We start from the raw sequence: 16959 nt of genomic DNA, 5'->3' as shown, positions 1-16959 counted from the left end.
CAACGGCTACATCAACGATTATGCGACCGGCCGGCTGCTGCGCGACGCCAAGCTCTACGAGATCGGCGCCGGCACGTCGGAAATCCGACGCATGCTGATCGGCCGCGAGCTGTTCAAGGAAACCGCCTGAGCCTAGCCCCTTCCCGCGACGCAGGAGCGGGCCGGGTCTGGCGATCATGAAAGATGTTGATGTGAGCGAGGAGTTTTCACGGATGAGCGACCCGATCGTCATCGTCGGCATGGCCCGCACCGCCATGGGCGGGTTCCAGGGCGACCTGAAGGATGTGGCGGCCCCGCAGCTGGGTGCCACCGCGATCAAGGCGGCCGTCGAACGCGCCGGCCTCGATGTCGATGCGATCGACGAGGCGATCATGGGCTGCGTGCTGCCAGCCGGCCTGGGCCAGGCGCCGGCGCGCCAGGCGGCGCTGGGCGCGGGCCTGCCGCAATCGGTGCCGTGCACGACCATCAACAAGGTTTGCGGCTCAGGCATGAAGGCGGCCATGCTGGCCCATGACCTGATCGCCGCCGGCAGTGCCCGGATCATGGTTGCCGGCGGCATGGAGAGCATGTCGAACGCGCCTTATCTGCTCGACAAGGCGCGCGGCGGCTATCGCCTCGGCCATGGCCGCACGCTCGATCACATGTTCCTCGACGGGCTCGAAGACGCCTATGACAAGGGCCGCCTGATGGGCACTTTCGCCGAGGATTGCGCCGGGCATTACCGGTTCAGCCGCGAGGACCAGGACGCCTTCGCGCTGGCCTCGCTCGACCGGGCCAGGAAGGCCATCGAGGGCGGCCGGTTCAAGGGCGAGATTGCGGCGGTCACGATCAAAGGCCGCGGCGGCGACACGGTGATCGATACCGACGAGCAGCCGCTGAAGGCCCGGCCGGACAAGATCCCGACCCTGAAGCCGGCATTCCGCGCCGACGGCACGGTGACGGCGGCCAATTCCTCATCGATTTCCGACGGCGCGGCCGCCCTGGTGCTGATGCGCCGGTCCGAAGCCGATCGACGCGGCCTGAAGCCGCTGGCCGTGATCCGCGGCCACGCGACCCATGCACAGGCGCCGGCCTGGTTCACCACCGCGCCGGTCAAGGCGATCGGCAATCTGCTGTCGAAGCTCGATTGGCGGGCCGGCGACGTCGATCTCTACGAGATCAACGAGGCTTTCGCGGTCGTCACCATGGCGGCGATGCGCGACCTGGACCTGCCGCACGACAAGGTCAACGTTCACGGCGGTGCCTGCGCGCTGGGCCATCCGATCGGCGCGTCCGGCGCGCGGCTGATCGTGACCTTGCTGGCCGCCCTCGAGCAATACGACCTGAAGCGCGGCGTCGCCTCGCTGTGTATCGGCGGCGGCGAAGCGACCGCGCTCGCCGTCGAGCGGATCTGACGCGATGGGGAACAGCGTTCTCATCACCGGCGCCAGCCGCGGCCTGGGCCTGGAATTCGCCCGGCAATATGCCGACGAGGGCTGGCGCGTCTATGCGACCTGCCGGGACGTCACCCGGCCGGGCGGGCTCGGCGGCCTCAAGGGCGACATCGTCGTGCTGCCGCTCGAAGTGACCGAGAAGCGCTCGATCGATGCGCTCGCCTCGGCCTTCGGATCGGCGCCGCTCGACATCCTGATCGCCAACGCCGGCGTGATTGGGCCGCGCGGCATGACCGCCGACAACATCGACCGGACCAGCTGGCTCGAGACCTTCGCGGTCAATGCGGTGGCGCCGGTGGCATTGGTCGGCGCCCTGAAGCGTAACCTGGAAAAGGCCAAGGGCAAGAAGCTGGTGGCGGTGTCGAGCCGGATGGGCTCGATCGGCGGCAACGTCTCCGGCGGCAGCTATGCCTACCGCTCGTCCAAGGCGGCGTTGAACGCGGTCTGGCATTCCCTGGCGCTCGATCTGGCGGCGACCGGCTTCGCCATGGCAATGCTCCACCCGGGCTGGGTCAAGACCGACATGGGCGGCAAGGACGCGGATATCGAGCCGACCGAGAGCGTCAACGGCATGCGCCAAGTGATCGAGCGGCTGACGGTCGCCGAGACCGGGCGTTTCTACAATTACGACGGGGCGGAGCTGCCCTGGTGAGCATCAGATTATGATCTTCAACGAACAGCAGGCGATGATCCGGGACATGGCGCGCAATTTCGCGCGCGAGCGCCTGGCGCCCAACGCCGAGGCCTGGGACCGTGAGCATCGCTTCCCGCGTGAAGCTTTGGCCGAGATGGGCGAGTTGGGCTTCCTCGGCATGCTGGTACCCGAGGAATTCGACGGCGCCGGCGTCGATCATGTCGCCTACGCGCTCGCCATCGAGGAGATCGCGGCCGGCGACGGCGCCACTTCGACCATCATGAGCGTGCATAATTCGGTCGGCTGCATGCCGATCCTTAAATTCGGCAGCGAGGCGCAGAAGGAGCGGTTCCTGAAGCCCATGGCGCGCGGCCGCATGCTGGGCGCCTTCTGCCTGACCGAGCCGCAGGCGGGCTCCGACGCGTCCGCGATCCGGACCCGGGCGCGGCGCGAGGGCGGCCGCTGGGTATTGAACGGCACGAAGCAGTTCATCACTTCGGGCAAGAACGGCGACGTCGCCATCGTGTTCGCCGTGACGGACCCGGCCGCCGGCAAGCGCGGCATCTCAGCCTTCATCGTGCCGGTTTCGACACCGGGCTACCAGGTCGCCCGCGTCGAGGAAAAGCTGGGTCAGCACGCCTCCGACACGGCGCAGATCACGTTCGAGGAGATGGCGCTCGACGATGACCTGATGCTGGGCCGTGAGGGCGAGGGCTACAAGATCGCCCTGTCCAACCTCGAAGGCGGGCGCATCGGCATCGCCGCCCAGTCGGTCGGCATGGCGCGCGCCGCGTTCGAAGCCGCTCAGCGCTACGCCGCCGAGCGCGAGACGTTCGGCGTCAAGATCCAGAACCACCAGGCCGTCGCATTCCGCTTGGCCGATATGGCGACGAAGATCGAGGCGGCCCGGCTGCTCTATCTGCAGGCGGCTGTCTTGCGCGATGCTGGACTGCCTTGCCTCAAGGAGGCGGCGATGGCCAAACTGTTCGCATCGGAGATGGCCGAGGCGGTGTGCTCCGCCGCGATCCAGATCCACGGCGGGTACGGCTACCTGAAGGACTTTCCGGTCGAGCGGATCTATCGCGACGTCCGGGTCTGCCAGATCTACGAAGGCACCAGCGACATCCAGCGGCTGGTGATCGCCCGTCAACTCGCAAACGAGGGCGGCACGCACTAGAAGGTTGGGGAGGGAACGACCGATGGCCCATGCGATCGACTTCTATTTCGATTTTTCCTCGCCTTACGGCTATATCGCGACGGCGCGCATCGACGAGATCGGCCGCAAGCATGGCGTGCCGGTCCGGTGGCGACCGTTCCTGCTCGGCGCGGTATTCAAGATCACCGGCGCCGGCCCGCTGCCGACCCTGCCGCTGAAAGGCGGCTATTTCATGCATGACGCGCCGCGCTCGGCCCGCCTGCTGGGCCTACCGTTCGTCCTGCCGGCACAATTCCCGTTCGGTACGGTGACTGCCTGCCGCGCGTTCTATTTCGTGGCGCAGAGCGACCCGGAAGGGGCGGTCAGGCTGGCCCGCGCGCTCTACGACCATGCGTTCGGCAAGGGGCGGGACATCTGCCCGGTCGAGGCCGTGGTCGGCATCGCCGCCGAACTGGGCTTCGACCCGGACTGGGTTCAGGCCGGCATTCAGGCGCACGAGACCAAGGAACTGGTCAAGGCCGAGGTCGATGCCGCAATCGCGCGCGAGGTGTTCGGCTCGCCGTTCTTCTTCGTCGACGACGAGCCGTTCTGGGGCCACGACCGGTTGGACCAGCTCGAACTCTGGCTGGAAAAGGGCGGCTGGTAAGACCACTCAGCCGACCAGGTTCTTCTCGTACTCGATCAGGATGTGGCGCTTCAGACCGATCTGGCGCACCGGATAGCTGCGCGGGTCGCCGAAGCCCAGGCTCCGCCAGAACCGGTGGGCGCGTTCGTTGTCCTTGAGAACGGCCAGGACGATCGATTGGGCGCCCTGCGCCGCGGCCCATTGCTGGAACGCCCAATAAGCCGTCGAGCCGACGCCGCGTCCGCGCCAGGCAGGGTCGAGCAGGAGGAACCCCAGGTACCATTGATCCGGCCGGCAATGATGGCGAAGCGCGCCGATCAGGCCCAGCAACTCGCCGTCTCGCCCCAGGATGCCCAGGTGGACGATATCGTCCGGCAGGCATCCGCCGGGTGCGTCGCGCAACTGTTCCAGCGCCGCCGTCGGTCCGGCCGGACGGCCTTCGAGCATCTCGAAATAATCGTCGCAGCGTGAAAGCAGCCGCTGAAGGACAGCGGCATCCGCCTCGGTCAGCCGGACGACGCGCCGCCCGGCGACGGCGAAGAGGGAGGGGCCGTAGCCCTGGATTTCGGCAAGTTGGATCATGGCGGCTCCGCGGGCGAGGCTGGCGGTAGAAACTATTCCACCATATATATCCTATATCGGATATGATGTGATATAGGTTTTTATTAAATGGGACTTCCCATGGCTCGACCCGATCGCACGGCTGCCTGACCCTGGATGTGCCGCGGCGTCGCTTGGAGGAGGTCCGGCGGCCGTTGCGGTCGCCGCTCCATCGGCGAAATAATGGTGCGATGCGGTGCCTCGTTACGCATTTGCACATCAAACATTGCCGAGCGCCCGGCAAGACGGCATACATGCGGCTCGTCCCTGATAGCCCACGACCGAACGAGGACGCCGCATGGAACGTTTGATCGAAGGATACCGCCGGTTCCGCGAGACCTACTGGTCTCAGAACAAGGATGTCTTCGAAGCGCTGGCCGCCGGACAATCGCCGCGCGCGATGGTCATCACCTGCGCCGACTCCCGGGTCGATCCGCAGATGATCTTCGATGCCAAGCCGGGCGAGATCTTCTGCGTGCGCAATGTCGCGAATCTCGTGCCGCCTTATGCACCCGACAGCGACCACCACGGCACGTCGGCCGCCCTCGAATTCGCGGTCCGCTCGCTCAAGGTCGAGCATATCGTCGTGCTGGGCCACGCCCGCTGCGGCGGCATCCGCGCGCTGCTGCAAGGCGGCGAGCAGGGCGACTTCATCGGTCGCTGGATGGAAATCGCCGCACCGGCGCGTGAGCGCGCGCTGGCGGCAGCCGCTGCCGCGACCGCGAGCGAAACCGTTCAGCATCTGTGCGAGCACGAGAGCATCCGCATCACCCTCGAGAACATCATGACCTTTCCCTGGATCGCCGAACGCGTGCAGGCAGGCCAGCTCCAGCTCCATGGCTGGCACTTCGACTTCGAGCGGGGCGAGCTCGAACGGGTGGTGTGAGGTCGAATCTCGTAGATCGGACCGGGGTGGCCGCGACCAAGGGCTTCGACGTCAGCGAGAGAATGCCCTCGACCGTTGGCCTGGGCGACGAGCAGTTCCAGTAAATTTGGTTTACCGGGTCAGATGGTTCAGGGCACTTTCGGCGGGGTGTCATTTTTCAGCCCCTGCATCACCAACTCGGTGTGCAGGCGCACGATTTCCTCGGGGCCGAGCGGGCCGTCGGGCCGGTACCAGCTGCAGATGCCGGTCAGCATAGCGATGATGGCGAAGGCGCCGACGCGGGTCTCGGCGACCTGGAATCGCCCGGCTGCGACGCCGCGATCGAGGATGCGGATGAGCCGGCTCTCGTAGGCCTGGCGCATCGCGACGATGGCCGCGCGGTTCGGCGGCTCCAGGCTGCGCAGTTCCGAATTGGCGATATAGACCTCGTAACGCCGTTCCATGTGATAGGTCACGTGCAGGCGGACGAAGGCCATGAGCGCTTCGGTCGGATCGTCCTGGCCGGCCAGCGCCAGGTCCAGATTGGCCAACAGGTCGGTCATGTGGTCGCGCACCAGCGTGAACAGCAGGTCCTGCTTGGTCTTGATGTGGTTGTAGAGCGAACCCGACAGGATGCCGACGTCGGCCGCCAGCGCGCGGAGCGTCAGCGCCTCGTAGCCGTGCTCATAGATCAGCCGCAGACCCGATTTGCGGATCGCCGCCAAGGTTGCCGGACCGTGCGATCCCGCCGTGCGCGACATGGTTTCTTCTCCCCATTTCAGCCCTTGCAGCTTGGACGGAAATTGGGCAGTCTACAAGAAACAAACGTATGACCGTTTCTTTCGGTCGATAGGGAGATCCCTGATGCTGTCGAACCAGATGCCGTCGTTGAACTTTGATCTAGGGGAGACGGCGGACGCGATCCGGGAGAGCGTTCTGAGTTTTTCGGCGGCCGAGATTGCGCCCCGGGCGGCGGAGATCGACCGGACGAACCAGTTCCCGATGGATCTGTGGCGCAAGTTCGGCGAGCTCGGCGTGCTGGGCATCACCGTGCCGGAAGAATATGGCGGTGCTGGGCTTGGTTACCTGGAACATACCATCGCGATGGAGGAGATCAGCCGGGCGTCGGCCTCGGTGGGTCTGTCCTATGGCGCGCATTCCAATCTCTGCGTCAACCAGATCAAGCTGAACGGTACCGAGGCGCAGAAGCGCCGGTATCTGCCGAAGCTGGTGTCGGGCGAGCATGTGGGTGCCTTGGCCATGTCGGAGCCGGGAGCGGGCTCGGACGTGGTGTCGATGAAGCTCAGGGCCGACAAGCGCGGCGACCGTTACGTGCTGAACGGCACGAAGATGTGGATCACCAACGGGCCGGACGCGGATACGCTCGTGGTCTATGGCAAGACCGACCCGGCGGCAGGCTCGAAGGGCATGACGGCGTTCCTGGTCGAGAAGGGCTTCAAGGGCTTTTCCACGGCGCAGAAGCTGGACAAGCTGGGCATGCGCGGTTCCAACACCTGCGAGCTGGTGTTCGAGGATTGCGAGGTGCCGGAAGAGAACGTGCTGAACCAGGTCGGGCGCGGTGCGGCCGTGCTGATGAGCGGGCTCGACTATGAGCGGGCCGTGCTGGCGGCGGGCCCGCTCGGCATCATGCAGGCGTGCATGGACGTGGTGCTGCCCTATGTGCATGAGCGCAAGCAGTTCGGCCAGGCGATCGGCGAGTTCCAGCTGATGCAGGGCAAGCTCGCCGACATGTATGTCACGCTGAACGCGGCCCGGGCCTACGTCTATGCCGTCGCCAAGTCGTGCGACCGGGGCGAGACGACGCGCAAGGACGCGGCCGGCGCGATCCTGTACGCGGCCGAGAAGGCGACCTGGATGGCGCTGGAGGCAATCCAGTGCCTGGGCGGCAACGGCTACATCAACGATTATGCGACCGGCCGGCTGCTGCGCGACGCCAAGCTCTACGAGATCGGCGCCGGCACGTCGGAAATCCGACGCATGCTGATCGGCCGCGAGCTGTTCAAGGAAACCGCCTGAGCCTAGCATACCCAGCCCACCCACCCCGTCCGTCCAGCGCGTCGCAGGGGAGGGTGTTCAAGGCCGTAAGCGTCTCTATCAAGGAACCCCGACGATGCTTCTGACCAGCGCTTTGGATGTCCGCTCGGATGGGTTCCGGGCCAACGAGGCCGCGATGCGTGCCGTGGTCGCGGATCTGCGCGCCAAGGTCGATGCGATCCGCCAGGGCGGTGGTGAGGGCGCCAGAGCCAAACACCTGGCGCGCGGCAAGCTGCTGCCGCGCGACCGCATCCGTACCCTGATCGACCCGGGCTCGCCGTTCCTGGAATTCTCGCAGCTGGCGGCCCACGGCCTCTATGGCGGCGAGATCGCGTCGGCCGGCATCATCACCGGCATCGGCCGGGTCGCGGGCCGCGAATGCGTCATCATCGCCAATGATGCGACGGTCAAGGGCGGCACCTATTTCCCGATGACCGTGAAGAAGCATCTCAGGGCCCAGGACATCGCGCGCGAGAACAACCTGCCGTGCGTCTATCTGGTCGACAGCGGCGGCGCCAACCTGCCGAACCAGGACGAGGTATTTCCCGACCGCGACCATTTCGGCCGGATCTTCTACAACCAGGCCCAGATGTCGGCGGCCGGCATCCCGCAGATCGCCGTGGTCATGGGCTCCTGCACCGCCGGCGGTGCCTATGTGCCGGCCATGTCGGACGAGTCGATCATCGTCAAGAACCAGGGCACGATCTTCCTGGCCGGCCCGCCTCTGGTGAAGGCCGCGACCGGCGAAGTCGTGTCGGCCGAAGACCTGGGCGGGGCCGAGGTCCATAGCCGCATCTCCGGCGTCACCGACCACATGGCCGACAGCGACCCGCACGCGCTCGGCATCGCGCGCCGCATCGTCGGCAACCTCAACCGGGTGAAGCAGCCGACCGTCGACCTGCGGGAGCCGGTCGAGCCGCTCCATGCGCCGGAAGAGATCTACGGCGTCGTGCCGGCCGACGCGCGCAAGCCCTACGACGTGCGCGAGATCATCGCCCGCATCGTCGACGGCAGCGAGTTCGACGAGTTCAAGCAGCTCTACGGTCCGACGCTCGTCACCGGCTTCGCCCGGATCTGGGGCTATCCGGTCGGCATCGTCGCCAACAACGGCATCCTGTTTTCCGAAAGCGCCCAGAAGGGCGCCCATTTCATCGAGCTGTGCGCCCAGCGCGGCATTCCGCTCGTGTTTCTGCAGAACATCACCGGCTTCATGGTCGGCCGGAAATACGAGGCCGGCGGCATCGCCAAGGACGGCGCCAAGATGGTGACGGCGGTGGCGACGGCCAACGTGCCGAAATTCACCGTGATCATCGGCGGCAGCTTCGGCGCCGGCAATTACGGCATGTGCGGCCGGGCCTACAGCCCGCGCTTCCTGTGGATGTGGCCCAATGCGCGCATCAGCGTCATGGGCGGCGAGCAGGCGGCCTCCGTCCTGGCCCAGGTCAAGCGCGACGGCATCGAGGCCAAGGGCGGCAGTTGGTCGGCCGAGGAGGAAGAGGCGCTGAAGTCGCCGGTCCGCCAGCAATACGAGACCCAGGGCCATCCCTATTACGCCAGCGCGCGCCTGTGGGACGATGGCGTGATCGACCCGGCCGATACGCGGCTGGTGCTGGGCCTGGGCCTGTCGGCCTCGTTCAACGCGCCGATCGAACCGACCCGGTTCGGCCTGTTCCGGATGTGATGGCATGACCGACGATCTGATCCACGGCATCGACGCCCGCGGCGTCGCGACCGTCACCTTGAACCGGCCCCAGATCCACAACGCGTTCGACGACGCGCTGATCGCCGAACTGACCCAGGTTTTGGCGAGCTACGGTGCCGACCCGGCCGTGCGCGCGCTGATCCTGACCGGCGCCGGCAAGAGCTTCTCGGCCGGCGCCGATCTCGGCTGGATGAAGCGCATGGCGGGCTATTCCTACGAGGAGAACCTGGCCGACGCGGCCGGCCTCGCCCAGCTGATGCACACGCTCGACCGGCTGCCGAAACCGACCATCGGCCTGATCAACGGTGCCGCCTATGGCGGCGGCGTCGGCCTGGTCGCCTGCTGCGACATCGCGATCGCGTCGGGGCGGGCGAGCTTCTGCCTGTCCGAGGTCAAGCTCGGCATCCTGCCGGCGGCGATCAGCCCCTATGTCGTGGCCGCGATCGGCCCGCGCCAGGCGCGGCGTTATTTCCAGACGGCCGAAGTGATACCGGCCGACGAGGCCCGGTGGATCGGCTTGGTCCACGAAGTCGTGCCGCCGGACCAGATGGAGGCCGCGCGCGACAGGATCCTGGCCGCGATCTTCCAAGGTGCTCCGGGCGCCCAGGCGGATTCCAAGGACCTGGTGTTCACGGTCGACCGACCGCTGACCGACGAGGTCATGAGCGAGACCGGCCGGCGCATCGCGCTGCGCCGCGCATCGGAAGAAGGGCGGGAGGGCATCGGCGCCTTCCTGGCCAAACGCGAACCCGCCTGGCGGAAGGACATCTGATGTTTTCCAAGATCCTGATCGCCAACCGGGGCGAGATCGCCTGCCGGGTCATCAAGACCGCGCGGAAGCTCGGCATCCGCACCGTTGCGGTCTATTCCGAGGCCGATGCCGGTGCGCGCCACGTCGATCTTGCCGACGAGGCCTATCCGATCGGCCCGGCACCGGCGCGCGAGAGCTATCTCGTGGTCGAGAAGATCCTGGAGGCCGCCCGCAAGTCCGGTGCCCAGGCGATCCACCCGGGCTACGGTTTCCTGAGCGAGAATGCGGGTTTCGCCGAGGCCTGTGCGGCGGCCGGCATCACCTTCATCGGGCCGCCGCCCGGCGCCATCCGCGCCATGGGCTCGAAATCGGCGGCGAAATCGCTGATGGAGAAATCCGGCGTGCCGTTGGTGCCGGGCTATCACGGCGCCGACCAGGATCCGACGCTGCTGACCGAGGCGGCCCGGCGCATCGGCTATCCGGTGCTGATCAAGGCTTCGGCCGGCGGCGGCGGCAAGGGCATGCGCGTGGTCGAGAAGCCGGAAGATCTCGATGCCGCCATCGCATCGGCCAAGCGCGAAGCAGCGGCCTCGTTCGGTGACGACCAGGTGCTGATCGAGAAATACCTGGGCCGGCCGCGCCATATCGAGATCCAGGTGTTCGCCGACACCCAGGGCAACACGGTCTCCCTGTTCGAACGCGACTGCTCGATCCAGCGCCGGCACCAGAAAGTGGTGGAAGAGGCGCCGGCGCCTGGCCTGGACCCGGAGCGTCGGCGCAGCATGGGCGAGGCCGCCTGCGCCGCCGCCCGCGCCATCGGCTATGTCGGCGCCGGCACGGTCGAGTTCATCGCCGAGGGCGATGCGTTCTATTTCATGGAAATGAACACGCGCCTGCAGGTCGAGCATCCGGTGACCGAGGCGATCACCGGCCAGGATCTGGTCGAATGGCAATTGCGCGTCGCGTCCGGCGAGCCGCTGCCGCTGACCCAGGACCAATTGACCATCACCGGCCACGCGATCGAGGTGCGGGTCTATGCCGAGGATCCGAACCGCGATTTCCTGCCGTCGATCGGTACGCTCGCGCATTTGAAGGCGCCGGCGGAGGGTGACCATGTCCGGGTCGATACCGGCGTGCGCGCCGGCGACACGATCTCGATCCATTACGACCCGATGATCGCCAAGCTGATCGTCTGGGACCGCGACCGCGCGTCCGCGGCGCAGCGCCTGTCGGAGGCGCTGGCCGATTACGAGGTGGTCGGCGTCACGACCAACCTGGCTTTCCTGAAGACGTTGGCCGACCATCCGGCGTTCCGGGCGGCCGAACTCGATACCGGCTTCATCGGCCGTCATGGCGGCGACCTTTTCCCGGCCGCCGGCCCCGCGCCCCGTCTGGCGTTGGCGGCGGCGGCGCTGCGGCTGTTGCGCGACCGGCAGGCCGCCGTGACCGCGTCGGCCGCCCTGTCGCACGATCCACATTCGCCCTGGAATTCCGCCCATGCCTGGCGGATGAACGGCGATGGCTATCAGGACCTGGTGCTGCTCGACGGCGAGGCAACAGTCGCCGTGCGCGCCCACCCGCGGCAAGGCGGCTTTCTGCTCGACCTGCCCGACGGGCCGGCGCTGGTGGCCGGCGACGGCGGGACGCTGACGCTCGACGGCGTGAAGCAGCCGGTGGCGCTCGTCCGCATCGGCGACGAGCTGACCATCATGCTGGGCGGCGTGAACCACAAGCTGACCATCGTCGACCCGCTTAATCCCGCCCGCAGCGAAGCGGCCGGCGTCGGCCGGCTGACCGCGCCCATGCCGGGCAAGATCACCCAGGTGCTGGTCGCGGCCGGCGACGTGGTGAAGCGCGGCGCCCCGTTGCTGGTGGTCGAGGCGATGAAGATGGAGCACACGATCACCGCGCCGATGGATGGCACGATCGACCGCGTCCGTTATGCGGTCGGCGACCTGGTCGAAGACGGCGCCGAACTGATCGCGTTCGCGGACGAGAAAGCCTAGCTATCCCACCACGTCATGGCCGGGCTTGACCCGGCCATCCACGCGGATGAGCAGGACACCTTTTCCGCCAAGTGCCTCGCAAGCGGCAACGCGGGGATGCCCGGGTCAAGCCCGGGCATGACGGAAAAAAGATGACCGAACCAGGAGGCCACCGCCATGCAACAGGGCAGCTACGTCAGCGGGACCAGCAGCATCCCGCTCATTGGCGAGACGATCGGCCGGCATTTCGACCAGGCCGTCGCGCGCTGGGGCGATCGCGAGGGCCTGGTGGTCCGGCACCAGGACCTGCATTGGACCTATCGGGAATTGGCGGCACGGGTCGACGGGCTCGCGGCCGGTCTGCTGGCGCTGGGCCTGGTGCCGGGCGACCGGATCGGCATCTGGTCGCCGAACAATGCCGAATGGGTCCAGACGATCTTCGCCGCGGCCAAGGCCGGGCTGATCCTGGTCAACATCAATCCGGCCTACCGCCTGAGCGAGCTGGAGCATGCGCTGAAGCTGTCCGGCTGCAAGGCGATCATCAGCGCCAGCCGGTTCAAGACCAGCGATTACCTGGGCATGCTGCGCGACCTGGCGCCGGAACTGGCCACGGCGCAGCCGGGTGTGCTGCAGGCCGCCCGGCTGCCGGACCTGCGCATCGTGATCCATCTCGACCCGGCGGATCAGCCGGGCATGCTGAAATTCGCCGATCTGCCCGGTCGGGGCGGAGCGGCGGAGCGGGGGACGCTCGCCGATCTCGCCGGTCGGCTGCAGTTCGACGATCCGATCAACATCCAGTTCACCAGCGGCACGACCGGCCTGCCCAAGGGCGCCACGCTGACCCATCACAACATCCTCAACAACGGCTTCTTCGTGGCCGAGGCGATGGGGCTCCGCGAGGGCGATCGGCTGTGCATCCCGGTGCCGCTCTATCATTGCTTCGGCATGGTCATGTCGGTGCTGGCCTGCATGTCCCACGGCGCCACAATGGTATTCCCGTGCGAGGGCTTCGATCCGCTGGCCGTGCTGCAGACGATCGAGGCTGAGCGCTGCACCCTCGTCCATGGCGTGCCGACCATGTTCATCGCCGAGATGGAGCATCCGGATTTCGCCACGTTCGATCTCTCGCCCTTGCGCGCCGGCATCATGGCGGGCTCGCCCTGTCCGATCGAGGTGATGCGCCGGGTGATCGACCAGATGCACCTGCGTGAGGTCACCATCGCCTATGGCATGACCGAGACCAGCCCGGTCAGCTTTCAGAGTGCTACCGACGATCCGATCGAGCGCCGGGTCTCGACGGTCGGCCGCATCCATCCGCACCTGGAGGTCAAGATCGTCGATGGCGAGGGCCGCATCGTGCCGCGGGGCCAGCCCGGCGAGATTCTGACCCGCGGCTATTCGGTGATGCTGGGCTATTGGAACGACCCGGAACGGACCGCCGAAGCGGTCGATACCGCCGGCTGGATGCATACCGGCGACCTGGGCGTGATCGACGACGAGGGCTATTGCAACATCGTCGGCCGCATCAAGGATCTGGTCATCCGGGGCGGCGAGAACATATATCCTCGGGAGATCGAGGAGTTCCTGTTCCGCCATCCCCAGATCGAGGCGGCCCAGGTTTTCGGCGTGCCGGACGACCGGTTCGGCGAGGAACTGTGCGTCTGGATCAAGCTCAGGGCCGGGGCCGACCTGGATGCCGACGCGGTCCGGGCTTTTTGCCAGGGCCAGATCGCGCATTACAAGATCCCGCGCTACGTCTATTTCGTCGAGGAATTCCCCATGACCGTGACCGGCAAGATCCAGAAATTCATCATGCGCGAACAGGTGATGAAGCAGCTGAACCTGGCTCCGAAGCGGTCGGCCTGATGGCGATGTCCGCAGGCGCGCTGCCCAAATCCGTCCGCATCGTCGAGGTCGGCCCGCGCGACGGGCTGCAGAACGAATCCGCCGTCGTGCCGCTCGCGGCCAAGGTGGCGCTGATCGAGGCGCTGGTCGGCGCGGGCCTGAAGACCATCGAGTCCGGCAGCTTCGTCTCGCCGAAATGGGTGCCGCAGATGGCCGACACGGCCGAGGTGATGGCGGCGATCACCCGCACGCCCGGCGTCTCCTACCCGGTGCTGGTGCCGAATCTGAAAGGCCTGGAGGCTGCCGTCGCCGCCGGGGTCGAGGAGATCGCGGTGTTCGGCGCCGCGTCCGAGAGTTTCAGCCAGAAGAACATCAACTGCTCGATCGCCGACAGCCTGGAGCGGTTCCGGCCCGTGGTCGATGCGGCGCTGGCCCGGGGCATCCGCGTGCGCGGCTATATCTCCTGCGTGCTGGGCTGCCCCTACGAGGGCGACGTCGCGCCGGCCGCGGTGGCGTCGGTCGCCAAGGCGCTCGCCGACATGGGCTGCTACGAAATCTCGCTCGGCGACACGATCGGCACGGGCACGCCCCTGAAAGCCCAGGCGATGATCCGAGCCGTCCAGGCGGTGGTGCCGGTCGAGCGGCTGGCGGTCCATTTCCACGACACCTGGGGCCAGGCGCTCGCCAACATCCTGGCCTGCCTGGAGCTGGGCGTGGCCGTGATCGACAGCGCCGTCGCAGGATTGGGCGGCTGCCCCTATGCCAAGGGAGCGACCGGCAACGTCGCGACCGAGGACGTGGTCTACATGCTGGATGGCATGGGCATCCGGACCGGGGTCGACCTCGCCAAGCTGGCCGCCGCCGGCCGCGCGATCACCGCCGTGATCGGCAAGGCGCCGGCCTCCAAGGTCGCCCAGGTGCTGGCGAAGCAGCAGGCGGCCTGATCCTGCGATGGCGCTGCACCTGATCAAGATGTGCGTCGGCTGCGATTCGGTCGAGGATCTGGCGGAATGGCAGGCCAACCGGATGCTGCGCGGCGAGCCGCTGATCCACCGCACGCGCAATTTCCCCAAGCGCGGCGCCGAGATCCTGGAGGGCGGGTCGCTCTACTGGATCATCAAGGGCCAGGTGCGCGTGCGCCAGCGCATCACGGCGCTGGAAGCCGTTACCGACGTCGAGGGCGGCGGCCGCTTTTGCGCCATCCACCTGGGGCCCGATCTGGTGCGCGTCATCCACCGCACCCAGCGGCCGATGCAGGGCTGGCGCTATCTATCCGCCGAAGACGCCCCGCTCGACCGCGACCCGAACCATAAGGACGAGACCGAAGAAATGCCGGCGGGGATGGTGAAGGAGTTGCGGGCGTTAGGGCTGATGTGAACGAGTGGCCGGCTGGCGGATCGATCATGACCGAAGCCACACGGGCTCGCCTTCAAGGGCATCGTAGTCGGCGAGTGGGCGGCTCTTTTCGATGTAAAATCGTGGTGTGTCGGTGACGATCGTGATGACGGGCTTGTAGCTGTGAAAACGCTTCTCGAAACCACGGGCGTTGCTGATCAGATCCCGAGCGCCGTCGAGGTAACGAACAAGAACATCGCCAACACTTCCAGAAGAAATATTCAGTCGAGTCGAAAGCGGATCCCATCCGAGCTTTGGCCAATCGACCCTGTCTGCCGGCATGGTGTTCAGCACCTTGCGGGCTTTCGATACAAGATCAGTTGCCGGATTCAATTCGTTTAAACGCAGATAGCGTCTATACAGACGATCGGTCAGCAGGCTGTAGTCTTCATCGGGTGTCGCATATGAAGCGGCGAGGCGGGTACAGCCGAAGAAAACCTGCATGTCGGAGGCGGGACCGAGTTCTCGGATCTCGCTGCCGCCATAGAATCCAACATTGAACATTGTCTCACTTCCTTTTGAATTCGATCGAGTCAGCGTCCAGCGCACCGTTGGTGCGTTTTACGATGCGCCCTATGATATCTTGCTGCCGACTCTCGCTCACGGTCTGACCTCGGATATCGATGATCACGTTTTGAATCAGTTGCTCAGGAAGCTGATAGGCGCGTTGAATCGCTTGATCGGCGACGTTTCTGATCAGCGCCGCGGAATTGGTTTCGATATCGTAGTTCTTGACTTCGAAAGTGGCGACATCAGCTTGAACGTAATCTGGTCTTACACTTCCGGGTGTACCCCAACGCACTTCGATTCCGTTCTTGAAGCTGACTTGAGGCCTCGCATCCGAGCCCAGGTCACGCCCGACGTCACTCTCCGATTCACGCCAGTTCGGCCTAGTCGCCGCCGATGCTGTCGCCGACCGAAGGGCGGCCTGCATTTCGGCAACGTCGTCTTCGCTTGGCAGCCACTCCGGTGAGTGCAGCCCGCTCAGGAGCCGATTGTTCGGATCGATCTGCCGCAACGTGGCCTGAGCTTGGACGTATTCGTAGTGCGTCTCGGCGAGGTCCTCGCCCTCCATGAGACGCTCGACGCGTGCCGTACTCCCCGCGGCCAGTACAGAGGCTTGGAGATAGGGTGGGAATTCGTCGAAGGTTCGGACCCGTCTTGCGCCGGGCGGCTCCGCGTCACGGTCCAGCTCTTCCGCGCTGTCGCCGTCGACGAGGAAAAGGCGGGCCTTGGGTCCCGTGCCGCCGCGAATCCAGCGCTCATGCGCGCCGCGTGGCTCGAATGGATTGAAGTTCGCCTTGACCATCCCGCCCGGCAGCGGTGCCGCAGGTGTCGCCGTGGTGAGCGCGTCGCCGCCGGCGACCGGGTCGAGGCCCAGCTCCGCCCGCACCTCGTTGCGCGTCTTGATGCCGGCGCCGACATAGCCTGCCGCGATCGTCGCCTGGGTCGCCGGATCCGGCGCGGTCCGGTCGGTCCAGGCGAACTCCAGGTCCGCGCAGCCCAGCACCTGGCCGATCACCCGGTCGATCAGGCCCTTCAGCCAGACCAGCAAAGGCTGCAGCCCCTCCGCCGTCGCCGTGCCCTGGGCCGTCTCCGCCGTCGCCCGGTTGGTCTGTTTCGAGAACGCGGTCGGCGGGATCGAGAAAGCGAAGCACACCACCCGGGCCAGCCATTCGTCGAACTCGTCTTTGAGCGGCACGTCGCGGATCGGCTGGTATTTGAGGCCACCCGGCACGAAGCGGGTGTGGCGCCGCGCCGCCAGATTGCCTTCGAGCAGCGCGTCCCAGTACTCCTGGAACTGGCGGATCTGGTCCGGGGTCCATTGCTCCGGCACGCCGATCAGTGCTTCCGGCGTGTTGCCCTCGGTGAAATAGTTGAGCTGGCTGACCTGGCGCCGCAGCCCGATGTTG

The 16959-nt window shown here is 66.5% G+C and carries 17 protein-coding genes; 13 read left to right on the top strand and 4 right to left on the bottom strand.

Annotation, left to right across the window (positions count from 1 at the left end):
• The 5 genes from VGV37_RS26090 to VGV37_RS26070 all read left to right on the top strand — a co-directional run.
• Positions 1-130: acyl-CoA dehydrogenase family protein (locus VGV37_RS26090; RefSeq protein ID WP_326882729.1), on the top strand; the 130-nt coding region annotated here is incomplete at its 5' end.
• A gap of 82 nt (positions 131-212) precedes the next feature.
• A complete protein-coding gene (locus tag VGV37_RS26085) occupies positions 213-1394 on the top strand; it encodes an acetyl-CoA C-acetyltransferase (protein ID WP_326882728.1) in 1182 nt (393 codons plus the stop codon).
• Between the two features lie 4 nt (positions 1395-1398).
• Entirely contained in the window at positions 1399-2085 is a 687-nt protein-coding gene (locus VGV37_RS26080; protein ID WP_326882727.1) for an SDR family oxidoreductase, read from the top strand.
• 10 nt (positions 2086-2095) lie between these two features.
• Positions 2096-3244 carry an acyl-CoA dehydrogenase family protein gene (locus VGV37_RS26075; RefSeq protein ID WP_326882726.1) on the top strand — a complete coding sequence of 383 codons (1149 nt, stop codon included), beginning with the start codon at positions 2096-2098 and terminating at the stop codon, positions 3242-3244.
• A gap of 22 nt (positions 3245-3266) precedes the next feature.
• Positions 3267-3869 carry a 2-hydroxychromene-2-carboxylate isomerase gene (locus tag VGV37_RS26070; protein ID WP_326882725.1) on the top strand — a complete coding sequence of 201 codons (603 nt, stop codon included), beginning with the start codon at positions 3267-3269 and terminating at the stop codon, positions 3867-3869.
• Between the two features lie 6 nt (positions 3870-3875).
• Here VGV37_RS26070 and VGV37_RS26065 read toward each other — a convergent pair whose 3' ends face one another.
• A complete protein-coding gene (locus VGV37_RS26065) occupies positions 3876-4430 on the bottom strand; it encodes a GNAT family N-acetyltransferase (protein ID WP_326882724.1) in 555 nt (184 codons plus the stop codon).
• A 316-nt stretch (positions 4431-4746) separates the two neighbouring features.
• Between VGV37_RS26065 and VGV37_RS26060 the strand changes: the two genes are divergently transcribed.
• The gene (locus VGV37_RS26060; protein WP_326882723.1) at positions 4747-5334 is read left to right on the top strand and encodes a carbonic anhydrase; all 588 of its coding nucleotides are present in this window, start codon (positions 4747-4749) and stop codon (positions 5332-5334) included.
• A gap of 128 nt (positions 5335-5462) precedes the next feature.
• Here VGV37_RS26060 and VGV37_RS26055 read toward each other — a convergent pair whose 3' ends face one another.
• Positions 5463-6074: a TetR/AcrR family transcriptional regulator gene (locus VGV37_RS26055; protein ID WP_326882722.1), complete on the bottom strand. Its 612-nt coding sequence runs from the start codon at positions 6072-6074 to the stop codon at positions 5463-5465.
• A gap of 103 nt (positions 6075-6177) precedes the next feature.
• On the opposite strand from VGV37_RS26055, the gene VGV37_RS26050 reads away from it, so the two are divergent.
• From VGV37_RS26050 to VGV37_RS26020, 7 genes are all read left to right on the top strand, one after another.
• Complete coding sequence (locus tag VGV37_RS26050) at positions 6178-7350, top strand: isovaleryl-CoA dehydrogenase (RefSeq protein ID WP_326882721.1); 1173 nt, start codon at positions 6178-6180, stop codon at positions 7348-7350.
• A 94-nt stretch (positions 7351-7444) separates the two neighbouring features.
• The gene (locus VGV37_RS26045) at positions 7445-9049 is read left to right on the top strand and encodes a carboxyl transferase domain-containing protein (RefSeq protein ID WP_326882720.1); all 1605 of its coding nucleotides are present in this window, start codon (positions 7445-7447) and stop codon (positions 9047-9049) included.
• 4 nt (positions 9050-9053) lie between these two features.
• Positions 9054-9842: an enoyl-CoA hydratase/isomerase family protein gene (locus VGV37_RS26040; protein WP_326882719.1), complete on the top strand. Its 789-nt coding sequence runs from the start codon at positions 9054-9056 to the stop codon at positions 9840-9842.
• The gene (locus VGV37_RS26035) at positions 9842-11827 is read left to right on the top strand and encodes an acetyl/propionyl/methylcrotonyl-CoA carboxylase subunit alpha (protein ID WP_326882718.1); all 1986 of its coding nucleotides are present in this window, start codon (positions 9842-9844) and stop codon (positions 11825-11827) included. The genes VGV37_RS26040 and VGV37_RS26035 overlap by 1 nt, the downstream gene beginning before the upstream one ends.
• 156 nt (positions 11828-11983) lie before the next feature.
• Positions 11984-13672 (top strand): AMP-binding protein, encoded by a 1689-nt coding sequence (locus VGV37_RS26030; RefSeq protein ID WP_326882717.1) that lies wholly within the window; start codon positions 11984-11986, stop codon positions 13670-13672.
• On the top strand, positions 13672-14595 hold the full coding sequence (locus VGV37_RS26025) for a hydroxymethylglutaryl-CoA lyase (protein ID WP_326882716.1): 924 nt from the start codon (positions 13672-13674) through the stop codon (positions 14593-14595). Before VGV37_RS26030 ends, VGV37_RS26025 begins: the two co-directional genes overlap by 1 nt.
• 7 nt (positions 14596-14602) lie before the next feature.
• Complete coding sequence (locus VGV37_RS26020; protein ID WP_326882715.1) at positions 14603-15028, top strand: DUF1489 domain-containing protein; 426 nt, start codon at positions 14603-14605, stop codon at positions 15026-15028.
• A gap of 24 nt (positions 15029-15052) precedes the next feature.
• On the opposite strand, the gene VGV37_RS26015 is transcribed toward VGV37_RS26020, so the two are convergent.
• A complete protein-coding gene (locus VGV37_RS26015) occupies positions 15053-15550 on the bottom strand; it encodes a hypothetical protein (protein WP_326882714.1) in 498 nt (165 codons plus the stop codon).
• Positions 15551-15554: 4 nt separating this feature from the next.
• The coding region (locus VGV37_RS26010) for a phage portal protein (protein WP_326882713.1) at positions 15555-16959 on the bottom strand (1405 nt) is incomplete at its 5' end.

The organism is Aliidongia sp. (assembly GCF_035943795.1).
Lineage (GTDB): Bacteria > Pseudomonadota > Alphaproteobacteria > ATCC43930 > CGMCC-115725 > Aliidongia.
The sequence above is the reverse complement of the archived record's forward strand: the minus strand, read 5'-3'. Positions and strand labels throughout refer to the sequence as shown.

What these genes read in the sequence shown, in the direction of transcription:
- VGV37_RS26015 (WP_326882714.1), bottom strand. Translation starts at nt 15,550, where the DNA reads ATGTTCAATGTTGGATTCTATGGCGGCAGCGAGATCCGAGAACTCGGT.
- VGV37_RS26025 (WP_326882716.1), top strand. Translation starts at nt 13,672, where the DNA reads ATGGCGATGTCCGCAGGCGCGCTGCCCAAATCCGTCCGCATCGTCGAG.
- VGV37_RS26085 (WP_326882728.1), top strand. Translation starts at nt 213, where the DNA reads ATGAGCGACCCGATCGTCATCGTCGGCATGGCCCGCACCGCCATGGGC.
- VGV37_RS26065 (WP_326882724.1), bottom strand. Translation starts at nt 4,430, where the DNA reads ATGATCCAACTTGCCGAAATCCAGGGCTACGGCCCCTCCCTCTTCGCC.
- VGV37_RS26035 (WP_326882718.1), top strand. Translation starts at nt 9,842, where the DNA reads ATGTTTTCCAAGATCCTGATCGCCAACCGGGGCGAGATCGCCTGCCGG.
- VGV37_RS26060 (WP_326882723.1), top strand. Translation starts at nt 4,747, where the DNA reads ATGGAACGTTTGATCGAAGGATACCGCCGGTTCCGCGAGACCTACTGG.
- VGV37_RS26045 (WP_326882720.1), top strand. Translation starts at nt 7,445, where the DNA reads ATGCTTCTGACCAGCGCTTTGGATGTCCGCTCGGATGGGTTCCGGGCC.
- VGV37_RS26055 (WP_326882722.1), bottom strand. Translation starts at nt 6,074, where the DNA reads ATGTCGCGCACGGCGGGATCGCACGGTCCGGCAACCTTGGCGGCGATC.
- VGV37_RS26080 (WP_326882727.1), top strand. Translation starts at nt 1,399, where the DNA reads ATGGGGAACAGCGTTCTCATCACCGGCGCCAGCCGCGGCCTGGGCCTG.
- VGV37_RS26070 (WP_326882725.1), top strand. Translation starts at nt 3,267, where the DNA reads ATGGCCCATGCGATCGACTTCTATTTCGATTTTTCCTCGCCTTACGGC.
- VGV37_RS26020 (WP_326882715.1), top strand. Translation starts at nt 14,603, where the DNA reads ATGGCGCTGCACCTGATCAAGATGTGCGTCGGCTGCGATTCGGTCGAG.
- VGV37_RS26040 (WP_326882719.1), top strand. Translation starts at nt 9,054, where the DNA reads ATGACCGACGATCTGATCCACGGCATCGACGCCCGCGGCGTCGCGACC.
- VGV37_RS26075 (WP_326882726.1), top strand. Translation starts at nt 2,096, where the DNA reads ATGATCTTCAACGAACAGCAGGCGATGATCCGGGACATGGCGCGCAAT.
- VGV37_RS26050 (WP_326882721.1), top strand. Translation starts at nt 6,178, where the DNA reads ATGCTGTCGAACCAGATGCCGTCGTTGAACTTTGATCTAGGGGAGACG.
- VGV37_RS26030 (WP_326882717.1), top strand. Translation starts at nt 11,984, where the DNA reads ATGCAACAGGGCAGCTACGTCAGCGGGACCAGCAGCATCCCGCTCATT.